A 15,569-nucleotide genomic window follows, 5' to 3' on the forward strand; every position below is an offset into this window, starting at 1 on the left:
GGGGGTCAGACCTCTATGTCAGCGAGGTTGCCGTAATCTTCGAGCCAGCTCTTGCGGTCTGCAGCACGCTTCTTGGCCAGCAACATGTCCATCATCTCCATGGTGCCGTCGCCGACCTCGCGAGTGAGCTGCACCAGGCGACGGGTTTCCACCGCCATGGTGGTTTCGCGCAGCTGCAGCGGGCTCATCTCGCCCAGGCCCTTGAAGCGCTGCACGTTGGGCGTGCCGCGCTTGCCCTCGAGTTGGCGCAGGATCGCCGCCTTCTCGCTCTCGTCCAGGGCGTAGTGCACCTCCTTGCCCAGGTCGATGCGGTAGAGCGGCGGCATGGCGACATAGACGTGGCCGGCATCGACCAGCGCCGGGAAGTGGCGCACGAACAGCGCGCACAGCAGCGTGGCGATGTGCAGACCGTCGGAGTCGGCGTCGGCGAGTATGCAGATCTTGTGATAGCGCAGTTGGCTGAGATCGTCGCTGCCCGGGTCCATGCCCACCGCCACGGCGATGTCGTGAACCTCCTGGGAGCCGTAGATGTCGTGGCTGTCGACCTCCCAGGTGTTGAGGATCTTGCCGCGCAGCGGCAGGATCGCCTGGGTCTCGCGGTTGCGCGCCTGCTTGGCACTGCCGCCGGCGGAGTCGCCCTCTACCAGGAACAGCTCGCCCTGGGCCGGGTCCTGGCCAGAGCAGTCGGCCAGCTTGCCGGGCAGCGCGGGGCCGGCGGTAACTTTCTTGCGCGCCACCTTCTTGGCGCTCTTCTGGCGCCGCTGGGCGGCACTGATGACCAGCTCGGCCAGCGCCTCGGCCTGGTCGACGTGATGATTGAGCCACAGCGAGAAGGCGTCCTTCACCACGCTGGAAACGAAGGCCGCCACGGTGCGCGACGAGAGTCGTTCCTTGGTCTGACCGGCGAACTGCGGGTCGAGCATCTTCACTGAGAGCACGTAGGCGACCCGCTCCCACAGGTCCTCGGGAGTGAGCTTGACACCCCGCGGCAGCAGGCTGCGGTATTCGCAGAACTCGCGCAGGGCTTCGAGCAGGCCCGAACGCAGGCCGTTGACGTGGGTGCCGCCCTGGGTCGTGGGGATCAGGTTGACGTAGCTCTCCATCAGCGTTTCACCGCCCTCCGGGAGCCACTGCACCGCCCAGTCCACCGCCTGTTCATCGTCGGCGAAGTGGCCTATCAAAGGTGAGGCTGGCAGCACCTCGAAGCCATCGGTGGCCTGGGCCAGGTAGTCGCGCAGGCCATCCTCGTACTGCCATACGTTCTCGGCGCCGTCGGTCTCCACCAGAGTGACCTTGAGCCCCGGGCAGAGTACCGCCTTGGCCCGCAGCAGGTGCTTTAGCCGACCCATGGCCAACCGCGGGCTGTCGAAGTAGGACTCGTCCGGCCAGAAGCGCACCAGCGTACCGGTGGTACGCTTGGCCACGCTGCCGATCTCGGCCAGCTCCGACACCTTGTCGCCGTGCTCGAAGGCCATGGCGTGGCGGGCGCCGTCGCGCATCACCTCGACCTCCAGGCGCCGCGACAGGGCGTTCACCACCGACACCCCCACGCCGTGTAGGCCGCCGGAGAAGCGATAGCTGGACTGCGAGAACTTGCCGCCGGCGTGGAGTCGGGTGAGGATCAGCTCGATGCCCGAGACGCCGTGCTCGGGGTGGATGTCGATGGGCATGCCGCGGCCATCGTCGGAGACCTCGATGCCGCCATCCTCGAGCAGTCGCACGGTGACTTCCCGAGCGTGGCCGGCCAGTGCCTCGTCGACGCTGTTGTCGATGACCTCCTGGACCAGGTGGTTGGGCCGGGTGGTGTCGGTGTACATGCCGGGGCGCTTGCGCACCGGGTCGAGACCGGAGAGAACTTCGATTGAGCTGGCACTGTACTGTGTCATGCGTGTCCCAAAGCCGTTACGAATTCGATGGCGCTCCCAGCAGGGTTCCCGCTCCTTCCCTGAAGCCCGTCCCGCACGATCGGAATCAACCCGGTGCCACGGCAGTCACGCGCCCTGGCTCCAGGCAATGCCCACCGTGCGCCAATATTGCCGGCAGGTACGTCTCGAGCATGCTGAAAACGTGATCCCCCCCGGGATGCAGGAGAGTTCTGGCACCCCGATAGAGCGCGAAAGCATCGGCCGGATCCAGCGTCTCGTCGGACGTCCCGAGCAGCAGCAGATAGCGCTCGGGGGAGACACCCCGCGGCGTCAGCGCTTCCAGCTCCTCACCGTGGGCCGTCTCGATGACGAAACGCTCGCCGGTGTGCTCATTGACGAAGTCTTTGCCAACCCACTCCGACACCAGCCGCGCCGGCCGCACCGCCGGGTTGACCAATGCCGCCGACAGGTCGTGACGCTCGGCCAGGCAGGAGACCAGAAAGCCGCCCATGGAGCTGCCGACCAGCAGCGGATTCGACCCCAGCCCGTCCAACAGCGCTTCGGCCTGCTCCAGGGCCGCAGCGGGGCGATGCGGCAACTGCGGCGTCTCGCAGGGCAACGCCAGTGCAGCACAGGCGGCCCGCATCAGCACCGCCTTAGGCGAACCATGGCCGCTATTGAAGCCGTGCAGGTATAGCAGTCCGCTGGCCGGCTGCGGCGCCAAGGGCGCGTTCAGCATACCGAATCCACTGTATACATTACCAGCCCTTCCGCACTCTCCCGAATTCCTTGCTTCAACGGTCGCGCTCCTTCTCGGCGTGCCAGACCGCCTCGATCAGCGCACGGGTGGAAGCGTCCATCTTGGCAAGGCCTTCATGCTCGGCCAGGATGCGCTCTGTTTCACCGGCGATCTGCTTGCCCAGTTCCACGCCCCACTGATCGAAGGGATTGACGCCCCAGATGGTGGCCTGGACGAAGACCTTGTGTTCGTAAAGTGCAATCAAGGCGCCCAAGGTGGCCGGCGTCAGACGATCGAGCAGCAGCGTGGTAGAGGGCTGGTTGCCACGGTAGCGCTTGTGCCCCGGCCGTTCGCCGGGCTCGTCGATGGCGTCGTCGCCGAGCATCAGCAGACGCGACTGGGCAAAGCAGTTGGCCAGCGTGAGGCGATGCTGGGCCATCAAATGCTTGCGGGTCGCCATATCTTCCACGTCGTCGTAGCGCTTGAGCGGAGCGATGAAATCGCATACTACGGGCTGGGTGCCCTGGTGCAGCAGCTGATAGAAGGCGTGCTGGGCGTTGGGTCCGAGCTGCCCCCATAGCACCGGGCAGGTCGAGTAGGTGACTTGGCGGCCATCGTGGGTCGCCGACTTGCCGTTGGACTCCATCTCGAGCTGCTCGAGGTAGGCGGCGAAGTGCTCCAGGCGACCATCGTAAGGCAGGATCGAGTGGGCGCGGATGTCGAGGAAGTTGACGTTCCAGATGCCCGCCAGCGCCAGCAGCACCGGCAGGTTGTCGCCGAGAGGCGCCTTGGAGAAATGCTCATCCATGGCATGGGCGCCGGCCAGCAGCTCGCGAAAGTTGGCCATGCCGATCACCAGGGCAATGGGTAGCCCAATGGCACCCCACAGCGAGTAACGCCCGCCGACCCACTCCCAGAACAGCAGCTGGTTGGCCTCGGCAATGCCCCACTCGCTCATCTTCTCGGGCTTGGCCGAGACCCCGACGAAGTGCTGGCGCATCACCAATTCCGCGTCCACTCCCTGGGGGCCGTCCTCGACCAGCCTTGCCATCAGCCAATCTCGAGCTGTGAGTGCATTCGACAGGGTATCGATGGTGGTGAACGACTTCGACGAGATCACGAACAGCGTGGTCTCGGGATTGAAGCGGTTGAGGTAGTCGGCCAGCTGCGAGCCGTCCATGGTGGAGGCGAAATGCACCTCGACATGGTGGGCATCGGCGGGTCGATAGTCTGCCAGGGCATGGGTCACCATCAGTGGGCCGAGATCGGAGCCGCCCACACCCAGGTTGACCACGTCGTAAATTGGCCGACCGGTGGCGCCACGCCATTGCCGGGCATGCAGGCGCTCGACCATGATGGCCATGCGGTCCAGCGAGGCGTGCACGCCGGGCACGACATCCTCGCCGTTGACGAGAAGTGACGCCTCCGCGGGCAGGCGCAGGGCCGTATGCAACGCGGGGCGATCTTCGCTGACGTTGACGTGCGCGCCGCCCAGCAGGGCCTGGATGCCTTCCGGCACCGCGGCTGCGCGGGCCAGATCGAGCAGCAGTGCAAGCGTCGTATCGCTCCAGCGCTGCTTCGACAGGTCGAGGATCAGCCCCGCGGCCTGCCGCATGAAGGCGCTGCCTCGCTCCTGGTCGATGAACAGCTCGCGCAGATGGGTCGGGCGCATCTCCTCGGCATGCTCCATCAGCCGCTGCCAAGCGCCAGTCTGGTCGATCGGGGCGTGGTTCATAGCAATCCTCCTTGACCTCTTGCGGGAGCAACCGCGTCGTTGACGGCCAGCGTAAGTGAGACGAGCGAATCCTTCGCTGACAGGCTAGCCCTGTATCCGCCTGTAAATCCACAGTGCGTGCCCAACAGGATGTAGACGCGATTCGGCTTGAGCGCATCACGCCGTCGATACGGCGCGCCATCCGTGCAGCCGGCCGACAGCCGGCGTAGAATACCGGCCTGTTCCACGTTACCGGCCTGCTCATGAGTGACGCATCTTATCGCGACGCGATCTTTTCCACACCCCTGGACCGGGTCGCACGCTTCTCCTTCGACGAACGGGTGGTGGCCTGCTTCCCCGACATGATCCGCCGCTCGGTACCGGGCTACGGCCAGATCCTGGGGATGCTGGGACTGATCGCCGCCCGCCACCTGCGCCACGGCGCCCACGTCTACGACCTGGGCTGTTCGCTGGGAGCTGCCAGCCTGGCTCTGGCCGGCCAGCTGCCTGCGGACGCCTTCCGCCTCACCGCGGTGGATATCTCACCGGCCATGGTTACCCGCGCCCGGGAGACCCTCGCCGCCGAATGCCCCCGGCACGCCATCGAGGTGGTCGAAGGCGATATCCGTACCCTGAACTACCAGCCCTCGGGCATGGTGATCCTCAACTTCACCCTGCAGTTCCTGCCGCCGGAGGATCGGGACGCCGTCATCGCCCGGCTCTATGAGGCACTGGAGCCAGGCGGAGTACTGGTACTCTCGGAAAAGGTGGTCGACCCCGACGAGCGCGACAACGCCTGGCGGGTGGAGCGTTACCACGACTTCAAGCGCGCCAACGGCTACAGCGACCTTGAGATCAGCCAGAAGCGCACGGCGCTGGAGAACGTGCTGGTGCCGGACACCCTCGAGGCACACCACGCTCGCCTGGCCCGGATCGGCTTCCCGCGCTCGCTGACCTGGTTCCAGTATCTCAACTTCGCCTCGATGATTGCGTTCAAGGAGGCCTGAGGTGGCGATACCCGCTGATCAGCGCCCGCTTTACCGCGCCTTCATCGACCAGGGCCTGGAGCGCTGGCTCGTTCGCTTGCCGGAACAGCTGGCCCGCGGGCTCGACCGCAAGCGCTACGGCGACCTGCCGGCCTGGGAGAAGGCGGTAGCCAAGCTGCCTGCGCTGCCCGAGGTGCGTGATGTCCAGTTGGATGCCGATACGGTGACGGTGGATTGCACCCTCGACGATAGCCGGCGCCGCCAGTGCGAGAACCTGTTGAAGAAGCTCGCGCCGTGGCGCAAGGGGCCCTACCGGCTTGCCGGCATCCACATCGACACCGAGTGGCGCTCCGACTGGAAGTGGCGGCGGGTAGCGCCGCATCTCACCGACCTGCGCGGCAGGCGAGTACTCGACGTCGGCGGCGGCAGCGGCTACCACGCCTGGCGCATGGCCGGCGCCGGTGCTGCCTTCGTACTGGTGATCGACCCCTCGCCGCGCTTCTACTACCAGTTCCAGACCTTGCGCCACTTCGTCGGCGATGCCGACGGAGGGCGTACCCACTTCCTGCCGGTGGGCATCGAGGAGGTGCCGGAGAAGCTCGCCTTCTTCGACACGGTGTTCTCCATGGGCGTGCTCTACCACCGTCCCTCGCCGCTGGAGCACCTGCTGCAATTGAAGGACGCCCTGCGCCCCGGCGGTGAGCTGGTGCTGGAAACGCTGGTAGTGGAAGGCGACGCTACCACCGTGCTGCTGCCCGGCGAGCGCTACGCCGCCATGCCCAACGTCTACTTCCTGCCCTCCTCGAAGGCGCTGTGCCAGTGGCTCGAGCGTTGCGGCTTCAGCAATGTGCGCGTGGTGGATGAAGCCACCACCTCACTGGAGGAGCAGCGCTCCACCGAGTGGATGACCTTCCAGTCGCTGGCCGACTTCCTCGACCCCAGCGATCCGAGCAAGACCCGCGAGGGCTATCCGGCGCCAAGGCGCGCCGTGGTGATAGCGGAGAAACCCAGGTAACGCGCAGACCACATGCTAGGAGGTCTCGGATTCCAGTTCGATACTTTCTGCAACACCCTCTGCCGCCAGACCGCTCAGGATCGGGCAATCCGGCCGTTCGTCCCCGTGGCAATGGTTCACCAAGTGTTCCAGGGTCTGGCGCATGTCCTGCAACTTCTTGATCTTGCCATCCAGCTCCTCGATATGCGCCTGGGCGACGGCCTTGACGTCGGCACTGGCCCGATGTCGGTCCTGCCACAGGGCGAGCAGGTTACCCATCTGCTCCACCGAGAAGCCCAGGTCACGGGCCCGAGAGATGAAACGAAGCGCGTGGACGTCCTTCTCGCTGAAGATCCGGTATCCCGACTCCGTGCGTCGCACCGGAGAAATCAGGCCGATGCTCTCGTAGTAGCGAATCATCTTTTCCGAGATGCCGGATGCCTTCGCCGCTTGTCCGATATTCATCGGGTACCTCCAAGTCATGGGACACGCAGGGATACCCCATTTCGAACCATTGAGGGGTGCCTGCCTTGACCCCCGGACGGTGGGGCCAACTCTCCAAGAATAGGAAACTTCGGGGGAGGCGTCCTCTTCCCTTGCGCCGCCACGCGCCCGAAGCTGCCATTGAGGACATGCCGGTACCCAGCACGCCGAGGGCGGCTGACAGTCTTGCTGTCCCGCTTGACCTTCCAATGGCTGGAAGCCTTAGGCTGAAAACTCACCAAACCCGATGAGGAAAAGACATGCCGACGTTCAATGTTCCCCAGATGACCTGTGGCCACTGCGCCTCAACCGTCACCACCGCGATCAAGGCTGTCGATGCCAATGCCAGCGTGGACATCGACCTTGAGCAGCGCCAAGTGACCGTCGAGAGCAGCGCCGATACGGCGGCCCTGGCTGCTGTCCTCGAGAAAGCCGGCTATCCCAACGAGCTGGCGTAACACTGAGGGGGCCGCAGGTACGGCGCGCCGTGGCCCCCTGATTCGCCACCGACCTCATCACGAGCCGGAGGATGGCTCTATCCGGCGCGTTGCGTCCCATTCCCGGCATGTAATGATGCTTCGCCGGGGCTCACGAGAATCCGAGTACGGATTTCGTCTCCAGATACTCCTCCATGCCCTCGATGCCGTATTCGCGGCCGTTTCCCGAGCGCTTGTAGCCGCCGAAGGGTGCGTTGGGGTCCCAGGCCGGATAATTGATGTGCACCTGGCCGGAGCGGATCCGAGCCGCCACGGCCCGCGCCGCCTCGAGATCCTCGCCCTGAACATGGGCGCCGAGACCGTAGACAGTGTCGTTGGCAATCGCCACGGCTTCGTCAACGGTGTCATAGGGAATGACGCAGAGGACCGGCCCGAAGATTTCCTCCTGAGCGATCCTCATTCCAGACTGCACCTCGGAGAAAACGGTGGGGCGGACATAAAAGCCCCGGTTCAGGCCTTCAGGCCGGCCAGCCCCCCCGCACACGAGCCGTGCGCCCTCGCCGATCCCGACGTCGATCATCTGCCGCACGCGCTCGAACTGGGCGCGGTTCGCCACCGGACCATGGGTCGTCGCCTCCGCACGCGGCTCGCCGACCACCATGCCGGATACCGCCTCGCTCGCGAGACGCTCGACCTCCCGGAGGTGCCGGCGGGGCACGATCATACGCGTAGGAGCGCTGCAGGACTGCCCGAGGTTGCGGAACGCGGCCGCCACACCGGGTGCGACGGCACGAGCCAGGTTCGCATCCGGCAGGATGACGTTGGGTGACTTGCCGCCGAGTTCCAGGGCCACGCGCTTCACCGTCGGCGCTGCCGCCTGGCTCACCAGGACGCCGGCCCGGGTCGAGCCGGTCAGCGAGATCATGTCCACCTCGGGGTGGGCCGACAGGGCCGCACCGACCCCGGGGCCATCGCCGTTCACCAGGTTGAAGACACCCGGCGGGAACCCGGCGTCCTGCACCACTTCGGCGAAGAGCAAGGCGCTAAGGGGCGACAGCTCGCTGGGCTTCAGCACGATCGTACACCCCGCCGCCAGGGCAGCCCCCACCTTGGCGGTGATCTGGTAGAGCGGCCAGTTCCAGGGCGTGATCAGGCCGCACACGCCGATCGGCTCGCGCAGGATGGCCGTGGTGCCACGATGGGTGATGAAGGGATAGGTGGCCAGGTTGTCCCGCGCCACGCGAATGTGCTCCGCCGCCAGCGGCACCTGAGCGCTGCGCGCATAGCCGATGGCCGCCCCCATTTCCAGCGAGATCGCCTGGGCGAACCATTCCGCGCGCTCGAGGATCAGGGCGTGGACGCGATCAAGAAACTGAGCCCGGCTCTCGGGCGAGGTGGCGGCCCAACCCGCAAAGGCGCGCCTCGCCGCGGCCACCGCCGTATCGACATCCGCACTACTGCCCAGGGCGATCTCGGCGACGGACTCCTCCGTCGAGGGGTCGACGACAGCACTTCGGGTCGAGCGCTCGGGCAAGGTCCACTCGCCGTCGATGAACATGCGATCGAGACGGCCTGCGTTGTTGAGATGTGCGATGGGCGAGGTCATGGAAATCGATCCTTGTGACGACAATGGGCTCCCGGAATGGGCAAGAAAATTCGGGCTCGAAGTGGCCGGGCTCAGAAAAACGCCTGGCTGGCGATCGCGAACTGCTGGATGCCGGATCGACACGGAGAGCCGCGGTAAAGCGCGAACAAAGTCAGTGTGTTCCGTTGCCGTCCACTTTAGCGCCAGCCATGCGGTACGGGCTGCTCATTTCGCAGAGTGAACGGTAGGAAATGCCATAAACCCACCCGGTATTGGCAAGATACTGTCGCTGCTCTCGTGCATGATATGAGCACGCCCTTACGGCAACCCGAGGGGGCGGGACATGGCTGAGCTGCTCGACGGAGGCTGAAAATGTCAGACAAGGGATCGGAAATCGATGATCTGGTAGCGCCGCTGGTATCGTTTCGCCGCGACCTGCATGCCCACCCCGAACTTGCCTACGAAGAACGCCGTACGTCGCGCAAGATAGAAGAGGCGCTGCGCCAGCTCGGGCTGGAAGTTCATACGGGCATCGGCGGAACCGGTGTCGTCGCCTCCCTGAAGGTAGGCAGTTCCGAACGCGCTATCGGCTTGCGTGCCGACATGGATGCGCTGCCTTTCCATGAGGAGACCGGCCTGCCTTACGCCAGCCGCACTCCGGGTGTCTTCCATGGCTGCGGCCACGATGGCCATGTGGCGATGCTGCTCGGCGCCGCCCAGCAGTTGGCGCGCACCCGTCGCTTCGACGGCACCGTCCATTTCATTTTTCAGCCAGCCGAGGAAGGACACGCCGGCGCCCGGGCCATGGTCGAGGATGGGTTGTTCGAACGGTTTCCCTGCGACCGGGTTTTCGCCCTCCACAACTGGCCGGACCTTCCGGCCGGGACGGTTTCGACGCGGCCGGGGCCCATCATGGCGGCGGCCGACAAGTTCGACATCCTGGTTGAAGGGCGCGGCGCCCATGCCGCGATGCCGCACAAGACGCCCGACGCGATCCTGGCAGCCAGCGACCTCGTCACCCAACTCAACGGGCTGGTGTCTCGTCGCATTCCGCCGATGTCCACGGCGGTGCTCTCGGTCACCCGGATTGAAGGAGGAAGTTCGCACAATGTCCTGCCCGCCTCGGTCCGTGTCGTCGGCACGGTGCGTACCTTCGACATCGCGGTGCAGGACAAGATCGAGGAAGCCCTGCGGCAGGTCGCCGCGGGCGTCGCCCTCGCCAGCGGCACATGCGTGAGCGTGACCTACCAGCGCTACTACCCGGCGACGGTCAATGACGCGGCTGCCGCCGACGAGGCGTTGGCCGCCGCTGCCAGCGTGGCCCGCGCCGAACTCGCCGCGGAACCGGCCTTCACCTCGGAGGATTTCGCGTTCATGCTGCAGACGTGCAAGGGCGCTTATCTCTGGTTGGGTCAGGGGCGCGGCGACGCAGAGGTACCGCTGCACCACCCCCGTTACGACTTCAACGACGACGTGCTGGCGACCGGGATTCGCCTGCACGTCGCACTCGCCGAACGCCACCTGGCGAGCTGAGCGGTAGCGCAAGGAGACTCGCTGGCCGACCGATATCGAAGCCTGACCGGCAGCCAGGGACATCACCACAGATCGAGTTCCTCTACAGGCGCCCCACTCGGCCCCCCGGGGCTGGCCAGCTGTCATGCAGCGTGTCGCCCTCCCTGGGCATCCTGCCTCTCTTGTTGTTGGTGATCTCGTCAGTCGTTGCGCAATCACGGCACCTGCCATTGGCCAGGTTGACTGGTCATGAGCATTCCGCCAGCTGACCGGCAAGTTTTCAGAAAGGCTCTTGACCTTCCCAAGATGGCAAGGTTTAGGCTCCACACTACTCCCCACACGACACACCAGAGGAGCTGGACCATGCCGGACAACAACATCACCGAGATAAAGCAGGCAAAGGGCAGGAGCCCTGACACCGCCAATGCGTATTCCCTGGCCATCGAAGGCATGACCTGTGCCTCCTGCGTCGGCCGGGTCGAGAAGGCGATCCGCGGCGTGCCAGGGGTGGTCGACGCTTCCGTCAACCTGGCCACGCAGCGCGCCCAGGTGGCATTCGCTTCCGACCGGACAGACCTCGCCGGTGTCGTACAGGCGGTGGGCAGCGCCGGCTACCCCGCCGTTAGCGATACCATCGAATTGACAGTCAAGGGCATGACCTGTGCCTCCTGCGTCGGCCGCGTGGAGCGCAAGCTCGCCGACGTGCCCGGGGTACTCGAGGCCAGCGTCAACCTGGCCACGGCGACGGCCACCGTGAAAGTGGTGGCCGAGGCCGTGACCGCGCCGCGCCTGATCGAGGCCGTGAAGGCGGCAGGCTACGACGCCGAGGCCGCCAGCGACGCACCGGATCGCAGTGACCGAGAACGCGAGGCCCGCGAACGGGAGATCGCCGAGCTGAAGCACGCGGTCGCCATCGCCGGGATCTTCACCCTGCCCCTCTTCGTGCTGGACATGGGTTCGCATGTCATTCCAGCGCTGCATCACTGGCTGCACATGAGCCTGGGCCAGCAGAACCTGTTCTACCTGTTCTTCGTGCTGGCCTCGATCGTACAGTTCGGCCCCGGCCTGCGCTTCTACCAGAAGGGCTGGCCCGCCCTGATGCGCGGCGGCCCGGACATGAACTCGCTGGTGATGCTGGGTACTACCGCGGCCTGGGGCTATTCGGTGGTGGCCACCTTCCTGCCCCAAGTGCTGCCGGCCGGCACCGTGAACGTCTACTTCGAGGCCTCGGCGGTGATCATCACGCTGATCCTCGTCGGCCGCTATTTCGAGGCCATCGCCAAGGGCCGCACCAGCGAGGCCATCAAGGCGCTGATGAAGCTCCAGGCCAAGACGGCCCGCGTCGTTCGTGACGGCGAGGAAATGGAGATCGCCATCGAGGAAGTGCGCCGGGGCGATATGGTGCTGGTACGGCCCGGCGAGAAGGTCCCGGTGGACGGCCAGGTGATCGACGGTAGTTCCTTCGTGGATGAGTCCATGATCACCGGCGAGCCCGTCCCCGTGCGCAAGGAGGCCGGAGCCGAGGTAGTGGGCGGAACCATCAACAAGGTCGGCAGCTTTACCTTCCGCGCCACCAAGGTCGGCGCCGACACCCTGCTCGCCCAGATCGTGCGCATGGTCGAGCAGGCCCAGGGCTCGAAGCTGCCCATCCAGGCCATGGTGGACAAGGTCACCAACTACTTCGTGCCGGCGGTGATCGCCGCGGCCCTGGCCACCATCGCCATCTGGCTGATCTTCGGCCCCGCCCCGGCGCTGACCTTCGCCCTGGTCAACGGTGTGGCGGTGTTGATCATCGCCTGTCCGTGTGCCATGGGCCTGGCCACCCCTACATCTATCATGGTGGGCACCGGCAAGGCCGCAAAAATGGGCGTACTGTTCCGCAAGGGCGAAGCCCTGCAGTCGTTGCGCGACGCCAAGGTGATTGCGCTGGACAAGACCGGGACCCTGACCAAGGGCCGGCCCGAGCTCACCGACCTGGCCGTGGCCGATGGTTTCGAGGAGTCCGATACCCTGCGTCTGGTGGCCTCCGTCGAGCGCCAGTCGGAACATCCCATCGCCGAGGCGATCGTCAACGCGGCCAAGGCGCGCGGGCTGGATCCCGCCGCCATCCAGGACTTCGAGGCCATCCCCGGCTTTGGGGTCGCGGCCCGGGTCGATGGCCATCGGGTGGACGTCGGCGCCGACCGCTACATGCGCAAACTGGGCCTGGACGTGGAAGCCTTCGCCCAGATCGCGTACCGGCTCGCCGACGAGGGCAAGTCACCGCTCTATGCCGCCATCGACGGCCGCCTGGCCGCCATCATCGCCGTCGCCGACCCCATCAAGGAGTCCACGCCGGCCGCCATCCGCGCACTGCACGCCGAGGGCCTGCAGGTCGCAATGATCACCGGCGACAACCGGCGCACCGCCGACGCCATCGCCCGCCGCCTCGGCATCGACAAGGTGGTGGCCGAGGTGCTGCCCGACGGCAAGGTGGATGCAGTTAAAAGCTTGCAGGCCGAAGGCGGCCTGGTGGCCTTCGTCGGCGACGGCATCAACGATGCGCCGGCACTGGCCCAGGCCGACGTGGGTATCGCCATCGGCACCGGCACCGATATCGCCATCGAGTCCGCCGAGGTGGTGCTGATGTCCGGCGACCTGCGCAACGTACCCAATGCCATTGCACTGTCCCGGGCCACCATCCGCAACATCAAGCAGAATCTGTTCTGGGCCTTCGCCTACAACACCCTGCTGATCCCGGTGGCCGCCGGCGTGCTGTTTCCCGCCTTCGGCATCCTGCTCTCGCCGATCTTCGCCGCCGTGGCCATGGCTGCCTCGAGCATCTGCGTGCTCACCAATGCGCTGCGCCTCAAGGGCTTCCGGCCGCCGATCGCGATCGAGGCGGATGACCACGACGCGCAGAATCTGCCCAGCACGCAGGCGGCCTGAATATCCCAGGCCATGCGATAGGAGAGCAACCTATCGGCCCAAAGGTCCCTATCGGATGGCGCCATCACAGCCACTCATATATCCGCCATGAGTCTGGGGCCAGCTTGACGCTGGCTTCGCCTGCAAGAAATGGACGGGGTGAGCCCTCTCTACAAGGCGAAGCGCATATCTGCCGTGTGCGCTCGAGAAATCAACGTTTTCAGCCGTCTCGCCCCCATGCATCGAAACCATCTGTTTGCAACCCCATGGTGTAATGGGTTTACGGCGCAAAGTGAACGACCCCATTCGTGAGGCATGCCTCGGGATACCGCTGACGACGCCGAAGGGCTTTTATTCACCATCGCAAAAAAACAGGAAACCCAACTCATGAGTACATTCAAGCCGAAGTACATCACCTTCGATTGCTATGGCACGATGACGAACTTCCAGATGGGCCCGTCGGCGCGCCGGATCTTCGCGGATCGCATCCGCCCGGAGCAAATGGAAGCCTTCGTAGAAGATTTCCGTGTCTATCGCCTCGACGAAGTCCTGGGCGACTGGAAACCGTTCAAGGAAGTCGTTCACAACTCGGTCGAGCGCACTTGCCGCAAGTGGAAGCTCGAGTTCCGCGAGGAGGAAGCGCTGGAAATCTACCACTCCGTGCCGACCTGGGGCCCGCACCCGGACGTGCCGGAAGGCCTGCTCAAGGTCGCCCACGAAATTCCGCTGGTGATCCTCTCCAACGCCGACAACGACCAGATCTACCAGAACGTCGAAAAACTCGGCGCCCCATTCGCCCATGTCTTCACCGCCGAGCAGGCCCGCGCCTACAAGCCGCGCCTCCAGGCCTTCGAATACATGTTCGACCAGCTCGGCTGCTCACCGGAAGAGTGCATGCACGTCTCCAGCAGCTTCCGCTACGACCATATGTCCGCCTCCGACCTGGGCTACGGCGCTCGCGTGTTGGTCGATCGCAACCATGAGCCGAACCTGGCGCCGAATTACGTGACTCACGTGATCAAGGACATGGGCGGCCTGGCTTCCGTGGTCGGGCTCTAAGCGCAAAAGCCTCCTCTCGTCACGACCGCACTCTTCGCCGCCGAGCAAAGAGTGCGGTCGTCGATTGACGCTCTCCCCTCCTCCGCTTGACACCACACCCTCCTTTCGCCTTGTCGAGTTCCATTTCCTGGAATTGCAACAACTGCCGCAGCGCCCTAGCTGCCCCCCTCGAGTTACGTTCACATGGTTTAGCAGATCACCGCTTGGGCAGTTCGCCGGCTTTGCTCTGCTGAGCTAGATAGCAAACCCGACGTCGGCTGTGACCGTGCGGCACGCCGGCAACGCATCGGGAACGGAAAAAACCAGGGATGCTACCCTGGTTGCAATGATCTCCGCAGGTTGCGGCAGGGGATTCAGTAGCCGCGGGACCGATCGATGACGTTCATGAGCGCCTCGCCGCCTTGATGCCGGCGAAGGTTCTCGAGCAGGATGGGCGCAGCCGATTCGGGCTGGGTCATGCTCGCCACGTGGGGCGTCAGGAACACCCGCGGATGCACCCAGAAGGGGTGTTCGGGTGGCAGGGGCTCGGGATCGGTCACGTCGAGGATGGCACGCGACAGCTGACCCGAATCCAACGCCTCGAGGAGATCGGCATCCACCAGGTGCGGACCGCGGCCGACGTTGATCAACGAGGCCCCGGCGGGCAGCGCCGAGAAGAGTTCGCGGTTCAGGATCCCCTGGGTGGCCGAGGTGAGCGGCAACAGGCAAATCAGGACATCGCAACCCTCGAGGAACGGCTGCAATTGCTCGGGGCCGGCGAAACTCTCCACGCCATCCAGGTGACGCAGCGAACGATTCCAGCCGCGCAGCCGGAAGCCGTAGGTCGCCAGCCGCTCCAGAACGGCGCAGCCGAGGGAGCCCATGCCCATGACTCCGATCGTACGGGACGACGCAGGCGGCACCTCGATGGGGTGCCAGGTACGCGATTGCTTCGCCTCGACATAGTCAAAGAAGTCGCGATGGAGATTCAGGACGGAAAGGGACACGTATTCCACCATGCCATCGATGATGCCAGGCTCGACCATCCTGACGATGGGAATGTGCTCGGGCACGGCGGAAAAGTCGACATGATCGACCCCGGCTCCCGAGGAGAAGAACACCTTGAGCCGGGGCAACTGGGCAATGAACTCGGCCGGCGCCTGCCAGGCGATCAGGTATTCGACTTCGTCGAGGTTGCCAGCGTCAGGCCAGACACGGAAATCGAGGTCGGGGGCATGTTCGGCAAAATAGCTTGCCCAAGCTGCCGCACGTGGCGGATCTGATCGATAGAGAATACACATATTAATGT

Annotated in this window: 12 protein-coding genes; 6 read left to right on the top strand and 6 right to left on the bottom strand. The window is 65.1% G+C overall.

Going from position 1 to position 15,569, the window contains the following annotated elements:
• Positions 1 to 5 precede the first annotated feature (5 nt).
• The 3 genes from parE to pgi form a co-directional block, all read right to left on the bottom strand.
• Positions 6 to 1,886, bottom strand: coding sequence for a DNA topoisomerase IV subunit B (gene parE / locus SPH52_RS08960; RefSeq protein WP_411794674.1), 1,881 nt, complete (start codon positions 1,884 to 1,886; stop codon positions 6 to 8).
• A gap of 85 nt (positions 1,887 to 1,971) precedes the next feature.
• On the bottom strand, positions 1,972 to 2,604 hold the full coding sequence (locus tag SPH52_RS08965) for a YqiA/YcfP family alpha/beta fold hydrolase (RefSeq protein ID WP_411794675.1): 633 nt from the start codon (positions 2,602 to 2,604) through the stop codon (positions 1,972 to 1,974).
• 55 nt (positions 2,605 to 2,659) lie between these two features.
• Positions 2,660 to 4,339: a glucose-6-phosphate isomerase gene (gene pgi, locus SPH52_RS08970; RefSeq protein WP_411794676.1), complete on the bottom strand. Its 1,680-nt coding sequence runs from the start codon at positions 4,337 to 4,339 to the stop codon at positions 2,660 to 2,662.
• Between the two features lie 242 nt (positions 4,340 to 4,581).
• Between pgi and cmoA the strand changes: the two genes are divergently transcribed.
• Both cmoA and cmoB read left to right on the top strand, forming a co-directional pair.
• A complete protein-coding gene (gene cmoA / locus SPH52_RS08975; RefSeq protein ID WP_411794677.1) occupies positions 4,582 to 5,325 on the top strand; it encodes a carboxy-S-adenosyl-L-methionine synthase CmoA in 744 nt (247 codons plus the stop codon).
• 1 nt (position 5,326) lies between these two features.
• The gene (gene cmoB, locus SPH52_RS08980) at positions 5,327 to 6,319 is read left to right on the top strand and encodes a tRNA 5-methoxyuridine(34)/uridine 5-oxyacetic acid(34) synthase CmoB (RefSeq protein ID WP_411794678.1); all 993 of its coding nucleotides are present in this window, start codon (positions 5,327 to 5,329) and stop codon (positions 6,317 to 6,319) included.
• Between the two features lie 15 nt (positions 6,320 to 6,334).
• On the opposite strand, the gene cueR is transcribed toward cmoB, so the two are convergent.
• Entirely contained in the window at positions 6,335 to 6,763 is a 429-nt protein-coding gene (gene cueR, locus SPH52_RS08985) for a Cu(I)-responsive transcriptional regulator (RefSeq protein ID WP_411794679.1), read from the bottom strand.
• Positions 6,764 to 7,041: 278 nt separating this feature from the next.
• Here cueR and SPH52_RS08990 point away from each other — a divergent pair, with 278 nt between their 5' ends.
• A complete protein-coding gene (locus SPH52_RS08990; protein WP_411794680.1) occupies positions 7,042 to 7,239 on the top strand; it encodes a heavy-metal-associated domain-containing protein in 198 nt (65 codons plus the stop codon).
• 130 nt (positions 7,240 to 7,369) lie between these two features.
• On the opposite strand, the gene SPH52_RS08995 is transcribed toward SPH52_RS08990, so the two are convergent.
• On the bottom strand, positions 7,370 to 8,824 hold the full coding sequence (locus tag SPH52_RS08995) for an aldehyde dehydrogenase family protein (RefSeq protein ID WP_411794681.1): 1,455 nt from the start codon (positions 8,822 to 8,824) through the stop codon (positions 7,370 to 7,372).
• A gap of 351 nt (positions 8,825 to 9,175) precedes the next feature.
• Between SPH52_RS08995 and SPH52_RS09000 the strand changes: the two genes are divergently transcribed.
• The 3 genes from SPH52_RS09000 to SPH52_RS09010 all read left to right on the top strand — a co-directional run bounded on the left by SPH52_RS09000 (position 9,176) and on the right by SPH52_RS09010 (position 14,281).
• The gene (locus tag SPH52_RS09000) at positions 9,176 to 10,336 is read left to right on the top strand and encodes a M20 aminoacylase family protein (RefSeq protein ID WP_411794682.1); all 1,161 of its coding nucleotides are present in this window, start codon (positions 9,176 to 9,178) and stop codon (positions 10,334 to 10,336) included.
• Between the two features lie 342 nt (positions 10,337 to 10,678).
• Positions 10,679 to 13,243: a heavy metal translocating P-type ATPase gene (locus SPH52_RS09005; protein ID WP_411794683.1), complete on the top strand. Its 2,565-nt coding sequence runs from the start codon at positions 10,679 to 10,681 to the stop codon at positions 13,241 to 13,243.
• A 366-nt stretch (positions 13,244 to 13,609) separates the two neighbouring features.
• Positions 13,610 to 14,281, top strand: coding sequence for a haloacid dehalogenase type II (locus tag SPH52_RS09010; RefSeq protein WP_411794684.1), 672 nt, complete (start codon positions 13,610 to 13,612; stop codon positions 14,279 to 14,281).
• Between the two features lie 353 nt (positions 14,282 to 14,634).
• Here SPH52_RS09010 and SPH52_RS09015 read toward each other — a convergent pair whose 3' ends face one another.
• Positions 14,635 to 15,561 (bottom strand): 2-hydroxyacid dehydrogenase, encoded by a 927-nt coding sequence (locus SPH52_RS09015; protein WP_411794685.1) that lies wholly within the window; start codon positions 15,559 to 15,561, stop codon positions 14,635 to 14,637.
• Positions 15,562 to 15,569: the final 8 nt, after the last annotated feature.

Source organism: Halomonas sp. A29 (assembly GCF_046723295.1).
GTDB lineage: Bacteria > Pseudomonadota > Gammaproteobacteria > Pseudomonadales > Halomonadaceae > Halomonas.

Coding starts and splice junctions, on each gene's coding strand:
- parE (WP_411794674.1), bottom strand. CDS start 1,886: ATGACACAGTACAGTGCCAGCTCAATCGAAGTTCTCTCCGGTCTCGAC.
- SPH52_RS08965 (WP_411794675.1), bottom strand. CDS start 2,604: ATGCTGAACGCGCCCTTGGCGCCGCAGCCGGCCAGCGGACTGCTATAC.
- pgi (WP_411794676.1), bottom strand. CDS start 4,339: ATGAACCACGCCCCGATCGACCAGACTGGCGCTTGGCAGCGGCTGATG.
- cmoA (WP_411794677.1), top strand. CDS start 4,582: ATGAGTGACGCATCTTATCGCGACGCGATCTTTTCCACACCCCTGGAC.
- cueR (WP_411794679.1), bottom strand. CDS start 6,763: ATGAATATCGGACAAGCGGCGAAGGCATCCGGCATCTCGGAAAAGATG.
- SPH52_RS08990 (WP_411794680.1), top strand. CDS start 7,042: ATGCCGACGTTCAATGTTCCCCAGATGACCTGTGGCCACTGCGCCTCA.
- SPH52_RS08995 (WP_411794681.1), bottom strand. CDS start 8,824: ATGACCTCGCCCATCGCACATCTCAACAACGCAGGCCGTCTCGATCGC.
- SPH52_RS09000 (WP_411794682.1), top strand. CDS start 9,176: ATGTCAGACAAGGGATCGGAAATCGATGATCTGGTAGCGCCGCTGGTA.
- SPH52_RS09005 (WP_411794683.1), top strand. CDS start 10,679: ATGCCGGACAACAACATCACCGAGATAAAGCAGGCAAAGGGCAGGAGC.
- SPH52_RS09010 (WP_411794684.1), top strand. CDS start 13,610: ATGAGTACATTCAAGCCGAAGTACATCACCTTCGATTGCTATGGCACG.
- SPH52_RS09015 (WP_411794685.1), bottom strand. CDS start 15,561: ATGTGTATTCTCTATCGATCAGATCCGCCACGTGCGGCAGCTTGGGCA.